The sequence below is a fragment of the Gymnodinialimonas phycosphaerae genome, assembly GCF_019195455.1.
Classification (GTDB): Bacteria; Pseudomonadota; Alphaproteobacteria; order Rhodobacterales; family Rhodobacteraceae; genus Gymnodinialimonas; species Gymnodinialimonas phycosphaerae.
On record NZ_JAIMBW010000001.1, the window covers coordinates 1,250,719 to 1,268,365 of the forward strand.

General features: G+C 63.4%; 12 protein-coding genes and 1 tRNA gene. 9 read left to right on the forward strand and 4 right to left on the reverse strand.

Translation table 11 applies throughout. The annotated features are described in order from the left end of the window. Positions 1–58: 58 nt before the first annotated feature. Positions 59–7,309, reverse strand: a complete 7,251-nt coding sequence (locus tag KUL25_RS06155; protein ID WP_257892135.1) for a Hint domain-containing protein — start codon at positions 7,307–7,309, stop codon at positions 59–61. An 869-nt stretch (positions 7,310–8,178) separates the two neighbouring features. Then, a tRNA-Leu gene (locus KUL25_RS06160) sits at positions 8,179–8,263 on the reverse strand. A gap of 220 nt (positions 8,264–8,483) precedes the next feature. On the opposite strand from KUL25_RS06160, the gene KUL25_RS06165 reads away from it, so the two are divergent. Continuing rightward, positions 8,484–9,098: an exopolysaccharide biosynthesis protein gene (locus KUL25_RS06165; RefSeq protein WP_257892136.1), complete on the forward strand. Its 615-nt coding sequence runs from the start codon at positions 8,484–8,486 to the stop codon at positions 9,096–9,098. Further along, the gene (locus tag KUL25_RS06170) at positions 9,098–9,580 is read left to right on the forward strand and encodes a disulfide bond formation protein B (protein ID WP_257892137.1); all 483 of its coding nucleotides are present in this window, start codon (positions 9,098–9,100) and stop codon (positions 9,578–9,580) included. Before KUL25_RS06165 ends, KUL25_RS06170 begins: the two co-directional genes overlap by 1 nt. A gap of 106 nt (positions 9,581–9,686) precedes the next feature. Here KUL25_RS06170 and KUL25_RS06175 read toward each other — a convergent pair whose 3' ends face one another. After that, positions 9,687–9,950: an usg protein gene (locus KUL25_RS06175; protein ID WP_068360582.1), complete on the reverse strand. Its 264-nt coding sequence runs from the start codon at positions 9,948–9,950 to the stop codon at positions 9,687–9,689. Positions 9,951–10,145: 195 nt separating this feature from the next. On the opposite strand from KUL25_RS06175, the gene gyrA reads away from it, so the two are divergent. The 6 genes from gyrA (at position 10,146) to gluQRS (ending at position 16,498) form a co-directional block, all read left to right on the forward strand. Continuing rightward, positions 10,146–12,917 carry a DNA gyrase subunit A gene (gene gyrA / locus KUL25_RS06180; RefSeq protein WP_257892138.1) on the forward strand — a complete coding sequence of 924 codons (2,772 nt, stop codon included), beginning with the start codon at positions 10,146–10,148 and terminating at the stop codon, positions 12,915–12,917. Then, a complete protein-coding gene (locus KUL25_RS06185; RefSeq protein WP_257892139.1) occupies positions 12,910–13,137 on the forward strand; it encodes a hypothetical protein in 228 nt (75 codons plus the stop codon). The genes gyrA and KUL25_RS06185 overlap by 8 nt, the downstream gene beginning before the upstream one ends. A gap of 63 nt (positions 13,138–13,200) precedes the next feature. Then, the gene (locus KUL25_RS06190; RefSeq protein ID WP_257892140.1) at positions 13,201–13,578 is read left to right on the forward strand and encodes a DoxX family protein; all 378 of its coding nucleotides are present in this window, start codon (positions 13,201–13,203) and stop codon (positions 13,576–13,578) included. Between the two features lie 10 nt (positions 13,579–13,588). Next, the gene (gene trmFO, locus KUL25_RS06195) at positions 13,589–14,950 is read left to right on the forward strand and encodes a methylenetetrahydrofolate--tRNA-(uracil(54)-C(5))-methyltransferase (FADH(2)-oxidizing) TrmFO (protein ID WP_257892141.1); all 1,362 of its coding nucleotides are present in this window, start codon (positions 13,589–13,591) and stop codon (positions 14,948–14,950) included. Positions 14,951–15,000: 50 nt separating this feature from the next. Further along, positions 15,001–15,597: a class I SAM-dependent DNA methyltransferase gene (locus tag KUL25_RS06200; RefSeq protein ID WP_257892142.1), complete on the forward strand. Its 597-nt coding sequence runs from the start codon at positions 15,001–15,003 to the stop codon at positions 15,595–15,597. Between the two features lie 4 nt (positions 15,598–15,601). After that, positions 15,602–16,498, forward strand: coding sequence for a tRNA glutamyl-Q(34) synthetase GluQRS (gene gluQRS / locus KUL25_RS06205; protein WP_257892143.1), 897 nt, complete (start codon positions 15,602–15,604; stop codon positions 16,496–16,498). Between the two features lie 148 nt (positions 16,499–16,646). On the opposite strand, the gene hisI is transcribed toward gluQRS, so the two are convergent. Then, positions 16,647–17,006 carry a phosphoribosyl-AMP cyclohydrolase gene (gene hisI / locus KUL25_RS06210; protein WP_257892144.1) on the reverse strand — a complete coding sequence of 120 codons (360 nt, stop codon included), beginning with the start codon at positions 17,004–17,006 and terminating at the stop codon, positions 16,647–16,649. 69 nt (positions 17,007–17,075) lie between these two features. Between hisI and KUL25_RS06215 the strand changes: the two genes are divergently transcribed. After that, positions 17,076–17,528: an iron-sulfur cluster assembly scaffold protein gene (locus KUL25_RS06215; protein WP_257892145.1), complete on the forward strand. Its 453-nt coding sequence runs from the start codon at positions 17,076–17,078 to the stop codon at positions 17,526–17,528. Positions 17,529–17,647 lie beyond the last annotated feature (119 nt).

The following is a 17,647-nucleotide window of genomic DNA, read 5'->3' on the forward strand; positions in this document are numbered from 1 at the left end:
GTAGCTACAGTGTCCGGAGGGACGCGTGTGGTGCGAGCAACACGCGTCCCCTAGGCCGTCAGAGGCGAAGAAGTTTCGCCTCGTGGGCCTTAAGCGAGCGGCGCGCGGCCGCGTAGTCTGTCAGGCCGCCCTGGGTGGCAAGCTCGGGGAACAGCGCGAAGATCTCTTCGCGTGTCGCCTCGCCCATCGATCCCAGGGACTGGTCGCCGGGCTGGAAGCTTTCCGTCCAGGCGCCGTCCGACAGCACCACTTCGTGGCGGTCGAACATGAAGTGGATGTAGGTGGTGCGCATCGTATCCATGACGCTCACGCCCTGCTTGCCGATCAGGTGCTTGGCTGCGACCAGAACTTCGCTCTCTTCGAAGTAGAGTTGCGGAGTCTCGCCGGTGATCAGCACGCGGTGTTGCGGGCTGACCAGCATGTCACGCTCGGGCAGGTTGCGCCCCAGCGATCCAGCCTTGATCAGGATCGGCTTCAGGTTATCCCCTTTGGCCAGTTCCGTGCGGTTCAGTGTCCGGTTTCCGGTCCAACGGATCTCCTGGATGCCATTGTCGCGGGTGATGACCTTGTCGCCTTCGCGCAGGGTTTCCACCGGGACTTCACCACGTGGTGTGGCGATCATCGTCCCCGGCGTGAAGCAGGGGATGACGTTTTCGATTTCCTTGAACGTCAGGCGACCGGATTCTTCGGTCTGGGTGTCGTCCGTGTAGAAGATCACCGTGCCGGATTCGCCGGGCGTGCCGGTGGGGTCGATGGCATCGTCGAAGACAACCTTCAATGAGCCCGATCCCGTCAGGTCAAGGACATCTTCGTCCAGATCATCGGCGTCTTCGCCGCCGACAATCGTGTCGCCCACGCCTTCCTGGTAGTCGCCGGTCCCGTTGGGATCGGTAAAGGTGCCGACATTGAAGGTGTCGTCGCCGGTGCCACCGTCAAGGCTGTCTCCCCCCTGGCCACCGATGATCACATCATCGCCTTCGCCACCCAGAACGGTGTCGTCGTCGATGCCGCCATCCAGCGTATCGTCGCCGGTGCCGCCGTCGATCAGGTCGTTGTCGTCCTCGCCGTTGACCACGTCGTCCCCTGCGCCGGCGTTGATCGTGTCATCGCCATTGTTGAGGATCGGATCAGCAAAGAAGCCGTCATTCGGATCATCGATAAGGTTGGCCAGCGGATCACCCACGCCGCCGTCGATGGTGTCATCGCCATCGCCGGAGTTGATCAGGTCATCGCCCTCGCCGCCGACGATGCTGTCGTTGCCGTCACCGGTGGTGATGGTGTCCGCATCGGTGCCGCCGTCGATGACATTGTCACCGTCGCCCGCATCGATCAGGTCGGCATCATCGCCCGCATTGATCGTGTCATCGCCGTCACCGGTGGTGATGGTGTCCTTGTTGTCATCCGGGTCGTCGCCGGGGGTGACGATGAAGCCCGTTCCCGTGGTGCCGATCGGCACGCCGAGGTCAGGGTTGAACGAGCCCGGATTGTCCGAGTTGATCTCGTTGTCGCCGTCCAGATCGGTGATGCTGTCCGCACCGGTGGACCCGGTGATGGTGTCATTGCCGAGGCCACCGTCGATCGTGTCATCGCCGGACCCGCCGGTCAGGCTGTCGTCACCTTCGCCGCCGTCAAGGACGTCGTCGCCCGCCCCGCCGGTGACGCTATCGTTGCCATCGCCGCCAGAAACCGTGTCGTCGCCCTCTTCACCGCGCACGGTGTCGTCGCCGTCACCGCCCATGACGATGTCATCGCCGTTACCGCCAAGGACGCTATCGTTGTCGTCGCCGCCATCCACGGTGTCGTCGCCTTCACCCGCGTTGATGGTGTCGTCGCCGCCGTTGCCACGGATGCTGTCGTCGTCGCCGTCGGGACCATCGATGATGTCGCCGCCGCCATCGGTCGGGCCGTTGCTGTCGTCATAGAGCGGGTCCATGACCTCGTCGAACTCTTCGCCATCGACCACACCATCAGGGGCCTGCGGGGGAAGCAGCAGGTTTTCGATCTCACCGAAGGTGACTTCGACCCACTCGCCCTCATCGTTTTGCACTTCGACAGAGCCCGAGGTGCTGTCGCCGTCGCCATCGGGCGTTTCCACCAGGTTCCGGTGCGCCACGAAGTCCGTCAGATCAAGCGTATCGTTGTCATCGCCGAAGGTGTTGCCTTCCACGAAGATGGCGGTGTCGTTGTCGCCGTTCTCGTCCACTTCGTCCTGATCGATGAAGATGCTGTCCGCATCGCCACCGCCGATGATGCTGTCGCCCGCGCCGCCGATGATCGTGTCATCGCCTGCGTTGCCTTCCAGCGTATCGGAACCCCGACCACCCGAGATCTCATCGTCGCCGATGTTGCCCTGGATGAAGTCCTGGCCGTGGCCGCCTTCGATGACATCGTCACCCTGGCCGCCGAGGATGCTGTCGTCATCCACACCGCCGTCGATGGTGTCGTCGCCGGTGCCACCGGTGATGGTATCGGCGTCATCCTGGCCATAGATCAGGTCGTCGCCAGCACCGCCTTCAATGCTGTCGGCATTGTTGAGCGGATCAGGATCGGGCCCGAACGGTGCGCCGAAGCCGTCGTCGGCAAGGTCGACCCCATCGGGAGCAGGCGTTTCCAGCCCGCCGAAGATGGTGTCATTTCCGCCACCACCCGAAAGCGTGTCATTGCCCTCGGAACCGATGAGAAGGTCGTCGCCCCCGCCACCAAGGACGCTGTCATCGTCAATGCCCGCGTCCACGGTGTCATCGCCGGTGCCCGCGTCAATGACGTCGGCATCGTCGCCGGTGGTGATGAAGTCATCGCCCTCACCGCCGTTGACCGTGTCCTTGTCATCATCGGGGTCGCCGTCAGGCGCCACTGCGGGGATCGGGCCGTAACCGGGCCAACCCGCATCCAGCAGGTCGTTATCGCCGGAGGTGTCGATGGTGTCGTTGCCGTCACCGCCGTCAACCGAGTCCGCGCCGTCGCCACCGATGATGTCGTCATCCCCGGTGCCGCCTTCGATCACGTCGTCGCCCACGCCACCGTCAAGGGTGTCGTCGCCGCCGCCGCCTTGCAGCGTGTCGTCGCCTTCGTCACCGCTCAGATCGTCACCATCGTCGGTTGCGCCGCCGAAGATTTCGTCATCTCCGGTGCCGCCGGACACGGTGTCCGACCCCAAGCCTGCGTTGATAGTATCATCGCCGCCATTGCCCTCGATGACATCATCCAGGCCATCGGGCCCGTCGATGATGTCGCCGCCATTGTCCGTCGGTAGGTTGCCGTCGTCATAGCCGGGATTCATCAATTCGCCGGTCTCTTCGCCGTCGACGACGCCATCGGGCAGCGGATCGTTCAGAACGATCTCGATCTCCGAGAACTCGATCGTCACGGGATCGCCGTTGTCGTTGTTGTAAACGGCCGTGCCTTTCTCGCCCACGCCCAGCACGGGATCGTAGGAGGGATCGGTCTCGTCATAGACCAGCGACACAAGGTCCAGGCCACGCAGGTCAAGGACGTCACCGTCATCGCCATTCTCGGGGCCCGCTTCGTCACCGGGCTGGGTGCCGTCCGAGCCGCCGTCCACGGTGATCGGGCTGTCACCCGACAGGGTCGGATCAACAGTGAACACGTCGTCGCCGATGCCGCCGTCTGCGGTATCGCCTGCGCCGACCACAATGTCATCGTCGCCGTCGCCGCCGTCGATCACGTCGTCGCCTTCGCCACCCGCCAGGGTGTCCGAGCCGTCGCCGCCGTCGATGGTGTCGTCGCCCGCGCCACCTTCCACGTCGTCGTCGCCGTCGCCAGCCGTGACAGAGTCGTCACCGTCACCCGCTTCCACATCGTCGTCGCCGTCGCCCGCGTCGATGGTGTCGTCGCCGTCACCACCCGTTACGTCATCGTCGCCGTCCCCGGTTTCCACGTCGATGCCTTCATCCGCATCCGATCCGTCGATCACGTCATCGCCGGAACCGGTGATGACCTTCTCGATTTCCTCGAAGGTGATGTCAGCGGGATCATCGTCATCGGCGTCGAGGCCGTTGACGGTGCCCTCTTCAGGGTTGGTGCCGAATTCAACGGTCAGGTCGTCGGTCTGGTCGCCAAGGTCCAGCACGTCGCCCTCATCGCCATTCTCGGGACCATCGGGGTTGCCGTCGGTGCCGTCGGAACCGCCATCGATGGTGACATCGTTGGGTACGGTCGGGTCGGTTGCGTCCACGGTGAACACGTCGTCACCGGTGCCGCCATCGGCCACATCGTTGCCGCCGACCGCGATGTCGTCATCGCCTTCGCCGCCACTCAGCGTGTCATCGCCTTCGCCGCCTGCAATCACGTCCGCGCCGGTGCCGCCGTCGATGTCATCGTCGCCGCCCGCACCATTGATGGTGTCGTCGCCGCCGTTGCCCTCGATCGTGTCGTCGCCATCGGTGATGATGTCGCCGCCCTGATCGGTGGGCAGGTTGCTGTCGTCATAGCCGAGGACCATTTCCTCGCCCGTCTCCTCGCCGTCGACGATGCCGTCCTGCGGTGTCGGGTCTGCGCCGACCTCGATGGTGTGAACCGCCGAGTCCGTGCCGCCTGCCCCATCCGAGATGGTGTAGGACACGGTCGCCGTGCCCTCGAAACCCGCGGCGGGCGTAAAGGTGTAGACACCCTCGGTGCCAGTCGGGGTCAGCGTCCCCTGCGAGGCGGGAACCGTCGCCGAAGTGACCGTCAGGTCGGACGCCGGGTTATCCACGTCGCTGTCATTGGCAAGCAGGTTGATCTCGACCGCTGTCTCGAACTCGGTCGTATCGCCATCGTCCACCGCATCGGGGTCATCGTTGACCGGGGTGACCGATACAACGATATCCGCAGTGTCCGTGCCGCCATTCCCGTCCGAGATGGTGTAGGTGATCGTCGCCTCGCCGTTGAAGTTCTCGGCGGGCGTGAACAGCAATTCCCCAGCCACGATGGCCACGGTGCCCTGTTCGCTTGGCACGGAGGCGCCGGTGATCTCAAGCGTGTCGCCGTCCACATCGGTGTCGTTGTCGAGCACATCGATGGTGATCGCGGTATCCTCGGGCGTGGTGGCGGCGTCGTTTACCGCATCGGGCGCATCGTTGACCGGATCCACCGCGAGGGTGACCGTGGCCGTATCCGTGCCGCCATTGCCGTCGGAAATGGTGTAGGTGAAGCTGTCTACGCCGTTGAAGTCCTCATTCGGCGTATAGGTGTAGTCGCCATTGGCATCGACCGTGACCGTGCCGTTACTGGGGTCGGTGTTGGAGATCACTTCAAGCGTGTCACCGGCGTTGGGATCGGTGTCGTTGCCCAACACGTTGCCGGTGATGACGGTATCCTCGTCGCCAGAGTTGGCGTCATCCACCGCATCGGGATCTTCGTTGGTGGGATCCGTCAGGATCGTCTCGATGCCTTCAAAGGTCAGGACCGAGCCGTCCTCGAAAGTGACGGTACCGGCGGTGGCGCCGTCGTCATTGGCGTCTGCCGCATCGTTGATCGTCACCACACCCGCACCCCGCAGGTCGAGCACGTCGTTGTCGGTGGTCTCGTCGGGGCCATTGCCGCCATCGATGGTGTCGCCGTCGCCGTCCTCGGCAGAGCTCACGATGAACGTGTCATCGCCATCGTCGCCGAACAGCGCGTCCGTGCCGGTGCCGCCGGTCAGCGTGTCATCGCCGTCCTGGCCGTAGATCAGGTCGTCGCCCTCACCGCCGTCGAGATCGTCATTGCCGGGCGCGCCCGTGTCGACAACCAAGCCGCCCGTGTCGAAGTAGACGTCGGTGACGTTGATGCCGGAGTTGTTGGAACCGTCCTGCGTGTGGAAGATTTCGATCGAGGACACAGGGCCCGGGATCGTGACCAGAACGGAGTACTCGTCAGACGTGTCGGGCAGGTAGCCGCCATTGCTGTCAGCCGTGTCATTGCCCGTGACACCATCGGTGTCGAGCAGCGTCAGGTTATCGCCACCGTCAAGGATCACCTCGATGGGATCGCCGTTCGCATCGAACGCCTTGATGCGAACGATGCCGTCGCCGTCGATGTCATTGACGCGGAACGAGACGTTCTCGACCGGGTCGGAGAAGTCGAGCTTATAGGTGTCGGATTTCCCCTCACAACCGGTTTCGCTGTCAAGCGATGAGGTCGCGTCCACCGCACCAAGGGTGCCGGTGTCGATGCCAGCCACGTTCTGCGTGTCGGTCGAGATGTCGTCGGATGCGCCGCCGTCGGCCTCGGTGAAGGTCACCGTGACGTTGCCGGTATCCTGGCTGAAGTTCGGCGCACCGGTGTTGGGGGCAAGATCCCATTGGAACACTTCCCGCGTTGCACCGTCGCCGGAGACCGCGCTGCTTTGATCGCCATAGATGGTATCGTTGCCCGTTGAGCCGTCGATCTCGTCGTCGCCGGACCCGCCAGAGATAAGATCATCGCCTGCGCCCGCGTCGATGGTGTCATCGCCGCCATTGCCCATGATGATGTCATCGTCGCCATCGGCACCGTCGATGGTCTGCCCGCCGCCATCGGTGGGGGCGTTGGCATCATCGTAGCCCGGGGTCATCACCTCGCCGAAGTTCTCACCATCGACAACCTCGCCTTCGGGAAGCGGGTTCGTCACGGGATCGTTGGTGGTGGTGTAGAGGGCCACGTAATCGATGGAGCCCTGGAATTCCTTGTCGTACTCGCCGTCGTCCTTTTCGCGCGCGCCGAAGGTGAATTCCTCGTCGTCGTTGTCGGTCAGGTCGAAGGTCAGGCCGGTCTCGTCGGTCACGTGGGACTCGATCGCACCGGTCGTGAGGTTCTCGACAGTCAGGCGCGCGCCCGTGTCTTTGTCGAACGAGTATTTCACGTTGATGACATCACCGGGCGAGAAGAACCCGTTCGAGGTGCACAGCGTCGCCTTGTGATCGCCGTCATCGGTGTTGTGGTAGGACTGCACGCTACCGTCCTTCGTGACACGAATCTCGAAAAAGCCCTCATCGTCTTCGTCGATGTGCTTTTCGCCGCGCGACAGGATCACGTCCTCGGACGAGCCAGAGTGGGACGACTGCGTGAACTGCACCTCAAGGGTGCCGCGGTCCAGGTTGAACTGCTCGTCATCGGCCGAGCTGCTGCTGTCGGCGTTGACATCGAAAACCGTAGGATGAGAGTTGCTGCCCCCGCCGACATGCAACTGATCATTGGAGAAGGAGGGCGAGACGCCGTTGCCGTCGACCGCGTTGCCGTTTTGCGCGATGCCATCATCCAGCCCCGTGTCGGCGGTTTCATTGCCGGACAGGAAGTCCCACAGGCCGATCAGATCGGCCACGTTGCTCGGCTCATTGAAATTGGTCATCTCGCACTCTCCTATTGCCGGCCGAAAGCCGGCCATCCCACACACGCGGGTCACATCTCTGGTCAACTGTACGCGATACTGTGAACGGTCCAGGGGCGGCACGCACGCGACGTTTCCAAATGGAAGGAGAGGACGGGAACCGAGGTTCCACAGGCGACACCAGCGCCCTTAACGGACGCCAGACGCACCGACTAGCGAAGCGGTCGACCTCGACCGGCATCGTAACGGCAACACCCCTCCCGCGCTTCCACGCGACATTCGTGTGCGGCCGCCCCCGTGGCCTATTTGCAGACATCGCCCCCCAGTTGGGCTGACATTGGAATAGCGCAAAGGAAGAGGCCAAGAGAAGTTAAAATTTTCGGAAATGTGTCAGCAATAGGTTAACAACCGGGCGTTTCGGGTACCCAATCGCGGCAAAGACTACCGCAATTGTTTCGCAATCATAAAATCGCCACAATTCAACAGGCCCGTTTTTCCGTCCTTCCCCCTTGTTTTCAACATCGCCCTTCCATGGGGTCGCACAAAGAGGCACCGCACACCTTTTGATTGTCCGAAACTCGGCAACAATCGTTAACTGACGCAACGGAAACAGTCTGTTTTTTGGCTCCTTGGGCGCATCCCACCAAAACCTGACCTTTTCGACATGTTCATTGGGATAGTGGTTCCAGCGTCAGGGCGCCGTCCCTCGAATCAGTCGATTTCCTGGCCAGCGCGGGCCGGAAATCGGGCAAACACAAGGCAATGGCCTGTGCTGCACCGGGCAAAATGCGGCACGAAGCCGCCGAGCGCGCCCCAAAAATGCCCAATTTTCGACGCCAGGGGCCGCCGCCGGAAGGCGCCTCAGTCACGGCGTTTGCTATGGGAAGGGCTGGTACCCGAGGTCGGACTCGAACCGACAAGCCTTGCGGCGGGGGATTTTGAATCCCCTGCGTCTACCAATTCCGCCACTCGGGCCCTTGGGCGTGTGAGTAGCGAAGCTCGGGAACCTCGTCCAGCCCAAATTCAAGTCGCAACGCGCAAGACGCAGAGGGGCAGGAGGTTGGGTGCAGGAGGTTGGGTGCAGGACGTGGGTGCAGGACGTGGCGACACGCGCCCGCTGGTCCGCATCGAATAGATTTGTTAAGCGGTCCCGGAATTGCGCAGGTTCGGCCCCTGCCCCACCGGAGACACGCCCATGACGGCCCTACCCAGCGACGCGATCCCGACATCGCAGCGCCTTGCTCAACTGACCGATGATGCGCCCCAGGAGACCGTCACACTGGGGTGGGTTCTGGAGCAGATGCAGGAACGCGCGTTCGGCCTGTTTCTTCTGGTGCTGGCCCTGCCGTGCTGCATCCCCTTCGTTTACGGCTTGCCGCAGGTCGTGGCCATGCCGCTGATGCTGATCTCTGTCCAGATCGTGTTTGGCCGCAAGTCGCCCTGGCTGCCCGAGCGTCTGGCGGGTCGCACGGTCTCGGCCGAGGGGTTGCAAGGCCTCTCGTTGCGCGCGGGGCCATGGCTGCGCCGGATCGAGGCCGTCAGCCGCCCAAGGCTCACGGCGCTGACGCGTCCGCCGCTTGACCGCTTCGTAGGGCTGGCCCTGGTGGCGTTCAGCGCGTCGATCCTGGTGCCGCTGCCGCTGACCAACACGGTGCCCGGCTTCGCCGTCGTCGTCGTCGCGATGGGCCTGTTGCAACGCGATGGCATTCTGGTCATCCTTGGCGCGCTTCTGGGCACAGCCTGGATCGCGGCGCTGGTGCTGACCGGTGCCTCGCTTATCAGCCTGATCATGGGGTGGGTTGGCTTATGATGGCGCTTGCGACACGCCGCAATCTGATCGCTCTGGCGGGCCTTGGGTCCCTGGGGTTGTTCCTGGGCGCGCTCTACTTCCAGTATGTCGTGGGGCTGCTGCCCTGCGTCATGTGCATGTGGCAACGCTGGCCCCACCGCATCGCGATCGCGCTGGCGGTTGTGGGCGTGGTCTTCCCCCGGGCCGTCATCGTGGGACTGGGGGCGGCCACTGCGCTGGTCGGCGCGGGGCTGGCGCTGCTGCACACGGGCGTTGAGCGCGCGTGGTGGGAGGGGCCGCAGGTCTGCGGCGACTCTGCCGCACAAGACCTTGGCGGCCTGTCGACGGAAGAGCTGTTCGACACGACCACCGGCCCGGCAATCGTGATGTGCAACGAGGCCGCGTGGATGTTCGCGGGCCTGTCGATGGCCAGCTGGAACGGGATCATCTGTCTGGGACTGGCGGGCATCTGGGGGATGGCCGCACTCCGTTCCCCGGGCTGAAGCCCGATCTACGCCACGCCTACAAGACGCCTACAAGACGCCTACAAGGCACCTGCCGCAGACCGGGCCCTGGCCCGGGTGCCCGACGAAAGGCTGCGCGCCCCTCTCAGTGCAGCGTGAACTCTCCCACCACGTTGCGCCACTCTCCGGGGGCGATCATCTTGCGGTGGGTGAAACGCACGGAATGCAGGGGCCCTTCGATCTTGTCCTGCCAGAACTCGATGAACCCGAACAGCTTCGGGTAGTCGGGCGCCAGATCGTATTCCTGCCAGACGAATGTGTTCAGCACATTTCGGTAATCGGGCATCCTGTAGAACATCTCGGCCGTGGTCAGCCCATAGCCGTTCAGCATCAATTCGGTCTCTTTCATGCCTGTCTCCTTTGCTCGGGGTCTCCCTCCTGGGATCAGCTTGCCGGGAAAATCCTAATATTCCAAGAAAACAAAGTATTAGCAGGCAGTTGCGTGGGCTGCCAAATGACCCCGCCCCCATTGCACCCCATATCCCGTAGCGATATAGTCAGGCTCAACAAAATATAGCGCATAACACGACCAACGGGCGGACCCATGACCGACACTCCTGAACCCCCTGAGAATGGCGGCGAAACGCTGCCCGAGCGGCCCGAATATACCGGGCCCTCGATCGATATCTCGGCGGAGATGAAGACCTCGTTCCTCGACTATGCGATGTCGGTGATCATTTCCCGCGCGATCCCGGATCTGCGCGACGGCCTCAAGCCTGTTCACCGCCGAATCCTCTTCGCGATGCACGAGACGGGCAACACGCACGAGAAATCCTACCGCAAATCCGCCCGCCCCGTGGGCGACGTGATGGGCCAGTACCACCCTCACGGCGATAGCGCGATTTACGATGCTTTGGTTCGCATGGCGCAGGATTTCTCCATGTCCCTGCCGCTTCTGGATGGGCAGGGCAACTTCGGCTCCATGGACGGCGATAACCCCGCCGCCATGCGTTACACAGAGGTGCGCATGGACGCGCCCGCCGCCTATCTGCTGGAAGATATCGACAAGGATACTGTCGATTTCCAGGACAACTATGACGGCAAGCAGCAGGAACCAAGCGTTCTGCCCGCCCGCTTCCCCAATATGCTGGTCAACGGCGCGGGCGGCATTGCCGTCGGCATGGCCACGAACATTCCGCCCCACAACCTGGGCGAAGTGATCGACGCCTGTCAGGCGTTGATCGAAATGCCGGATCTATCCTCGGAAGAGTTGATCGCCTATGTCCCCGCCCCGGATTTCCCGACCGGCGGGATCATCCTTGGCCGATCCGGCGCCCACAAGGCGTATATCGAAGGGCGCGGCTCTGTCATCATTCGCGCCAAGACCCGCATCGAGGAAATCCGCAAGGACCGCTATGCCATCGTCATCGACGAGATCCCCTACCAGGTGAACAAGGCCAGCATGATCGAGCGGATCGCCGAACTGGTGCGCGACAAGAAGATCGACGGCATCAGCGGCGTGGCGGACGAAAGCGACCGCATCGGCGTGCGCGTCGTGGTCGAATTGAAGCGCGACGCGACGCCCGAGGTCGTGCTGAACCAGCTCTTCCGGTTCACCCAGATGCAGACGTCTTTTGGCTGCAACATGCTGGCGCTGAACGGCGGCAAGCCCGAGCAGTTGACCCTGCGCGGGTTTCTGACCGCCTTCCTCGACTTCCGCGAAGACGTCGTGGCGCGCCGCACCGCGTTTGAACTCCGCAAGGCCCGCGACCGGGCCCATGTGCTCTGTGGTCTGGCTGTCGCCGTCTCCAACGTCGATGAGGTCGTGGCCACCATCCGCGCCAGTGCCGATGCGCCCGCCGCGCGCGCCGCGCTGATGACGCGCGCCTGGCCTGCCGAGGAAATCCTGCCGTTCATCAAGCTGATCGATGATCCGACCCATACGGCCAACGAGGACGGCACTTATAATCTGTCCGAGACGCAAGCCCGCGCCATTCTGGAACTGCGCCTGCAACGCCTGACGCAACTGGGCGTCAAGGAAGTCACCGACGAGTTGCAAGAGCTGGCAGGCAAGATCAAGGACTACCTAGCGATCCTCGCCTCGCGGGAGCGTATCCTAGAAATCATCTCAAACGAACTGGCCGAAGTCCGCGAGAAGTTCGCCGTGGATCGCCGCACGCAAATCGTCGATTGGTCTGGCGACATGGACGACGAGGACCTGATCGAGCGCGAGGATATGGTCGTCACGATTACGGCGGGCGGCTATATCAAACGGACGCCGCTGGCCGATTTCCGCGCCCAGAAGCGCGGCGGCAAGGGGGTCGCTGGCGGCTCGATGAAGGACGACGACGTCGTTACCTCGATGTTCGTCGCCAACACCCACACGCCGCTGTTGTTCTTCACCACCGGCGGCATGGTCTACAAGCTGAAGACCTGGCGCTTGCCCTCCGGCTCGCGGTCTTCTCGTGGCAAGGCGATCGTGAACATCCTGCCCATTGAAATCGGTACCGGGATTGCCGCAATCATGCCCGTGGACCGGGACGAAGATCACTGGGATGAATTGCAGGTCGTCTTCTGTACCGACCGCGGCACCGTGCGCCGCAATGCGCTCTCGGATTTCGCCAATGTCATGCGCAACGGCAAGATCGCGATGAAGTTTGAAGGCGAAAGCGAAGGCTGGCGTCTGATTAACGCGCGCATCGCGTCGAACGACGACGATGTGATGCTGGTCACAAAACAGGGCCGCGCGATCCGCTTCCCGGCGACAGACGTGCGGGTGTTCAACTCCCGCGCGTCGACCGGTGTGCGCGGTATCCGCCTGGGTAAGGATGATGAGGTCGTGTCGATGTCGATCATCCGGCACTTCGAGGCAGAGGCGTCCGAGCGCGCCGCGTACCTCAAGCAACGCCGCCTGATGGCTGGCGCCCCTGAGGAAGAAGTGGATACGGACGAGGAAGTCGTCGCCGAAGGCCAGCTATCGCCCGAGCGCTACGCCGAGATGTCCGCCGCCGAAGACCTGATCCTGACGATCACGTCGGGCGGTCTTGGCAAGCTGTCCAGCAGCCACGACTACCCCGTGCGCGGGCGCGGGGGCCAAGGGGTCGGCGCCATCGACAAGGCGATGCGCGGTGGCACGCTGGTGGCCAGCTTCCCGGTGGAAATGGACGACCAGATCATGCTGGCGACCTCCACCGGCCAGTCCATCCGCGTGCCGATTGACGGCATCTCCTTCCGGTCGCGGTCTGCGGGCGGCGTGAAAGTGTTCAACACCGCCAAGAACGAGGACATCGTGTCCGTGGCCTATATCGCCGACCAAGGTGATGAGGATGCGGAGATCGTGGATGAGGGCGGGCCTCCCGAGGGTGACAATGCTTGATATGTGGCCCTTCTTTCTGCTGATCGCCGTGTTTGTCGGGTTCAGCATCTACATGGCGCGCACCATGGGGTCCGGGAAAGAGGGGTCTTATGCCGCGCTCATGCGCCGCCAGAATGAGTTGATGGAGGCGCAGGTCACCCTGCTGGCGGACCATTTGACCGAAGCGCGCAGGCTTGCCAATGCGCTGGAGGGCCTTGCGAAAAAGGACGCCCACCCATGAGCCAGGACATGTTCCTGACCATCGCGTTCTCTGCGATGATTGCCACCACGCTGGAACGCCGTTGTGGATGACGGCCTGGCCCTTATCGGCCGCCTGCTGCTCGCGTCGCTCATGCTGGCGGGGACCGTACAGAAGATCACCGACCCCTCCGGCGCGGGCGCCCTCCTCACCCTCGCAAACCTGCCGCTGTGGCTGCTGTGGCCTGCGGGCATCTTCACCACCATCGCGGGCGTGGGCCTCGCGCTTGGCATCTACACCCGCCCCCTGGCCATCGCCGCCGCAGGCTATTGCATCGTCACCAGCACCTTCCACATCCTTATGGACGACCCCTGGCAAATGACCATCGCCTTCAAGAACTGGACCATCGCGGGCGGCTATTTGGTGCTGGCTGCCCATGGACCTGGCAGGTTGGCCCTTTCCATGGGCCGCGCTACGTCCTAAATCCCCCCCCATGACACAAACTCCACAGCTTACAATCATCGGCGGCGGAATGGCCGGGTCCGAGGCCGCCTGGCAGGCCGCCAACATGGGCATCTCCGTGCGGATCATCGAGATGCGCCCACAGGTCGAAACCTTCGCCCACCGCACCGGAAACATGGCGGAAATGGTCTGCTCCAACTCCTTCCGCAGCGATGACAGCGAACAAAACGCCGTGGGCTTGCTGCATTGGGAAATGCGGGCCGCAGATAGCATCATCATGCACACCGCCGACGAACACAAACTGCCCGCAGGCGGCGCGCTGGCCGTGGACCGTGACCCCTTCGCCGAGACTGTCACCGCCAAACTGGCCGCCCATCCCAACATCGACATCACCTATGGCGAAGTCACCGACCTGCCTGAAACCGGCCCCACCATCATCGCCACAGGCCCCCTCACCGGCTCTGCCCTCGCCGACGCCATCGCCAAGGAAGCGGGGCAAGACGCCTTGGCGTTCTTCGATGCCATCGCCCCCATCGTCTACGCCGACAGCATCGACATGGGACTAGCCTGGCGCCAGTCGCGCTATGACAAGGGCGACACGTTGGAAGAACAAGAGGCCTACATCAATTGCCCCCTCACCCATGAACAATACGAGGCGTTCATCGACGCGCTGCTGGCCGCCGAAAAGACCCAGTTCAAGGAAGGCGAGACCGCCGGTTATTTCGACGGCTGCCTGCCGATCGAGGTCATGGCCGAACGGGGCCGCGAAACCCTGCGCTATGGCCCGATGAAGCCCGTGGGCCTGACCAACCCCCATGATCCGCAAACCAAAGCCCACGCCGTCGTGCAACTCCGCCGTGATAACGCCTTGGGAACGCTCTATAATATCGTGGGCTTCCAGACCAAGATGACCTACGGCGCGCAAAAACGCGTCTTCGCGATGATCCCCGGCCTCCAGGACGCCTCCTTCGCGCGGCTCGGTGGCATCCACCGCAACACCTTCATCAACTCCCCCACGCTTCTGGACGCGCAGATGCGCCTGCGCACAAAGCCCCACATCCGCTTTGCGGGCCAGATCACCGGCGTGGAAGGCTACGTCGAATCCGCCTCCATGGGGCTTCTCGCGGGCCGCATGGCCGCCGCAGAGATCATGGGCGAGACACTGCCCGATGTCCCCGACACCACCGCCATGGGCGCGCTTGTCACCCACATCACCGGCGGCGCGGAGGCCAAGACCTTCCAGCCGATGAACGTGAACTTCGGGCTTTTCCCCCCGGTCGAAGGCCTCAAGTCTGGTCGCCGAGGCCGCAAGGACCGCTACAAGGCCTATACCGATCGCGCCAAGGCCGCTTGGACAGGCTGGCTCACGCCCACTTCACAAGCAGCGGAGTGATCTGGACGCGCGCCCGCCCCCCGCGCTAGGCTGGCCCCATGAAAAGCCCCATGGACGCCAAACTCTGGACCCCGCGCTCGGTCGAAGACACCCAAGCCCTCTATGCCGATTGGGCGCGGGCCTATGACGCCGACATGGCGCGCATGTCCTACGCCACGCCCGACCGCATCGCGCGGGCGCTGGCCGCCACGGACCTTCCCAAGGATGCCGCCGTGCTGGATTTCGGCTGCGGCACGGGCCTGTCGGGCGCGGCGCTGCGGGCGGCGGGCTTCACCCGGATCGACGGCACCGATATCTCGCCCGAGATGTTGCAGGTCGCCCGCGCCAAGGGCCTTTATGACACAGTGATTCCCGGCACCCCCGGCGCGGTTCCAGGCGCGCCCGGCGATTATGCGGCCATCGTGGCCACTGGCGTGATCAGCCTTGGGGCCGCGCCGCCGTCGATGCTGCATGTGCTGCTGAAGGCGCTGCGCCCGGGCGGGCGTCTGGCGTTCAGCTACAACGATCCGACCCTTGCGGATTCCACCTACATCGCGGCGCTGGATCAGGCGTTGGACACCCTTGCCACGCGAGAGCATCGCCAACACGGCCCCCACCTGAATGAGAAGGTCACAGGCTCCGACGTCATCATCCTGCGGCGCGCGTGACCCATTGATCACCCGCTTCGCCCCCTCGCCCACCGGGCCGCTGCATCTGGGACACGCCTATTCCGCGCTTCTCGCCCACGACATGGCCCGCGCCGAGAACGGCACGTTTCTCCTGCGGATCGAGGATATCGACCGTCAGCGCGCCAAGCCCGAATGGGAGGCGCAGATCATCGATGATCTGACATGGCTGGGGATCACATGGGACGCCGCGCCGCTGCGCCAGTCCGACCGCCTGCCCGCCTACCGCGCCGCGCTGGAAACCTTGTGGCGTAAGCATCTGATCTACCCCTGCACCTGCAACCGCCGCGATATCCTCGCCGCCGCCGCCGCCCCCCATGAGGGCGAGCCGTCCATGGGCCCCGACGGCGTGATCTACCCCGGCACCTGCCGCGCGGGGTTCCCGACGCGGGACCAGCTCTATGAAAACCCGCCGCTTCCCGAAGGCGTCACCCTGCGCCTTTCCATGGAAGAGGCGATTGAGCGCACGATGGAGGACCGGATCACCGAAAAGGGCCCAGAGGCTTTCGCAGGTTTCACCGAAACAGGCCATGCGCCCCTCGGCTACGTTGAATTCACCGCCACTCAGATGGCGCGTGATGTGGGCGACATCGTCTTGTCCCGCAAGGATTTCCTCGGCTCCTACCACCTGTCGGTGGTGCTCGATGACGCGGACCAAGGCATCACCCACGTGATCCGGGGCGAAGATCTGTATGAGGCCACCAAGATCCACGTCATCTTGCAACGCCTCCTCGGTTTGCCCGTGCCGATCTACCACCACCACCGCCTGATCCGTGACGAAGCGGGCAGCCGGCTGGCCAAACGCGACGACGCCCGCGCCATCGCCACCTACCGCGCCGAGGGGGCCTCGCCCGAGGATATCCGCGCCATGGTCGGCCTCTGAGCCTGCCGATTGCGGATTTCGAATTGCGGTTTGCGGATTGTAGATTGCGGTCCTGGGGCGGCGTGCACGGGGTTAACAGAACCTAAACAAAAATCACTTATATATTTAGGATCAATGGTTTAACCCATGTGCTCAAGCTTGAGCACCCCTACTCAGGCGCCATCAATTCCACCTCTTCACCGCCGACAACCGAGGTATAAAAACACACCCGCCGGTTCGTATGGCACGCGGGCCCCTCCTGCCGGACAACCGCCAACAGGCAATCCCGGTCGCAATCGATCCGCAAATCCACCAGCTCCTGCGTATGGCCAGAGGTCTCCCCCTTCACCCAGAACGCCTGCCGCGAGCGGCTCCAATAGGTCACCCGCTTGGTCGCCAGGGTCCTTGAAACCGCGTCAGCGTTCATCCACGCAAGCATCAAGACCTCGCCCGTGCCCTCCTGCTGCGCGATGCAGGGGATCAAGCCATTGGCATCATAGCGAAGTGTGGCCGGATCGAATTCCGTCATGGGACGTGCCTCTTTGCAATTTGTTCAAGCGCCGCTACTTAAGGCAAGTCGGACCGGAAAGGCAAAGTGATGACGAGCGATAACGACCTGATCAAGCTCTACTCCCAACGCATTCTTGCGTTGGCCGCCGATATTCCCCATCGCGGCAGGCTTGATGCACCCCAGGCGAGTGTCAGGAAACGCGCGCCGCTTTGCGGGTCGACAGTGACGGTGGACCTGTCGCTGAGCGACGGCCGGATCTCGGACTTCGCCCAGGATGTGAAAGCCTGTGCCCTCGGCCAAGCCGCTGCGGCCCTGCTGGGACAGCACATCATCGGCCGCACCCGCAACGAGATCGAGACCGCACGGGATGCGCTGCGAGCGATGCTGAAAGAAGACGGAACAGCGCCGGGTGCCCCGTGGGAGGGCTACGAGATGTTGGAACCGGCGCGGGATTACAGCAACCGCCACGCCTCCATCATGCTGTCACTCGACGCCACCGCAGAGGCCATGGCCGAAGCCGAGCGCGCCGCCTGCGCCTGAGCGCATCCAGTCTTTTGCAAAAGACTGTCAAGATCCTTGCAAGGATCTTGTCGGGCCCCTTCAACATGACCGCGGACAAAAAAACCGCCGCGCACCCCGGACAAGGATGGCGGCGGAAG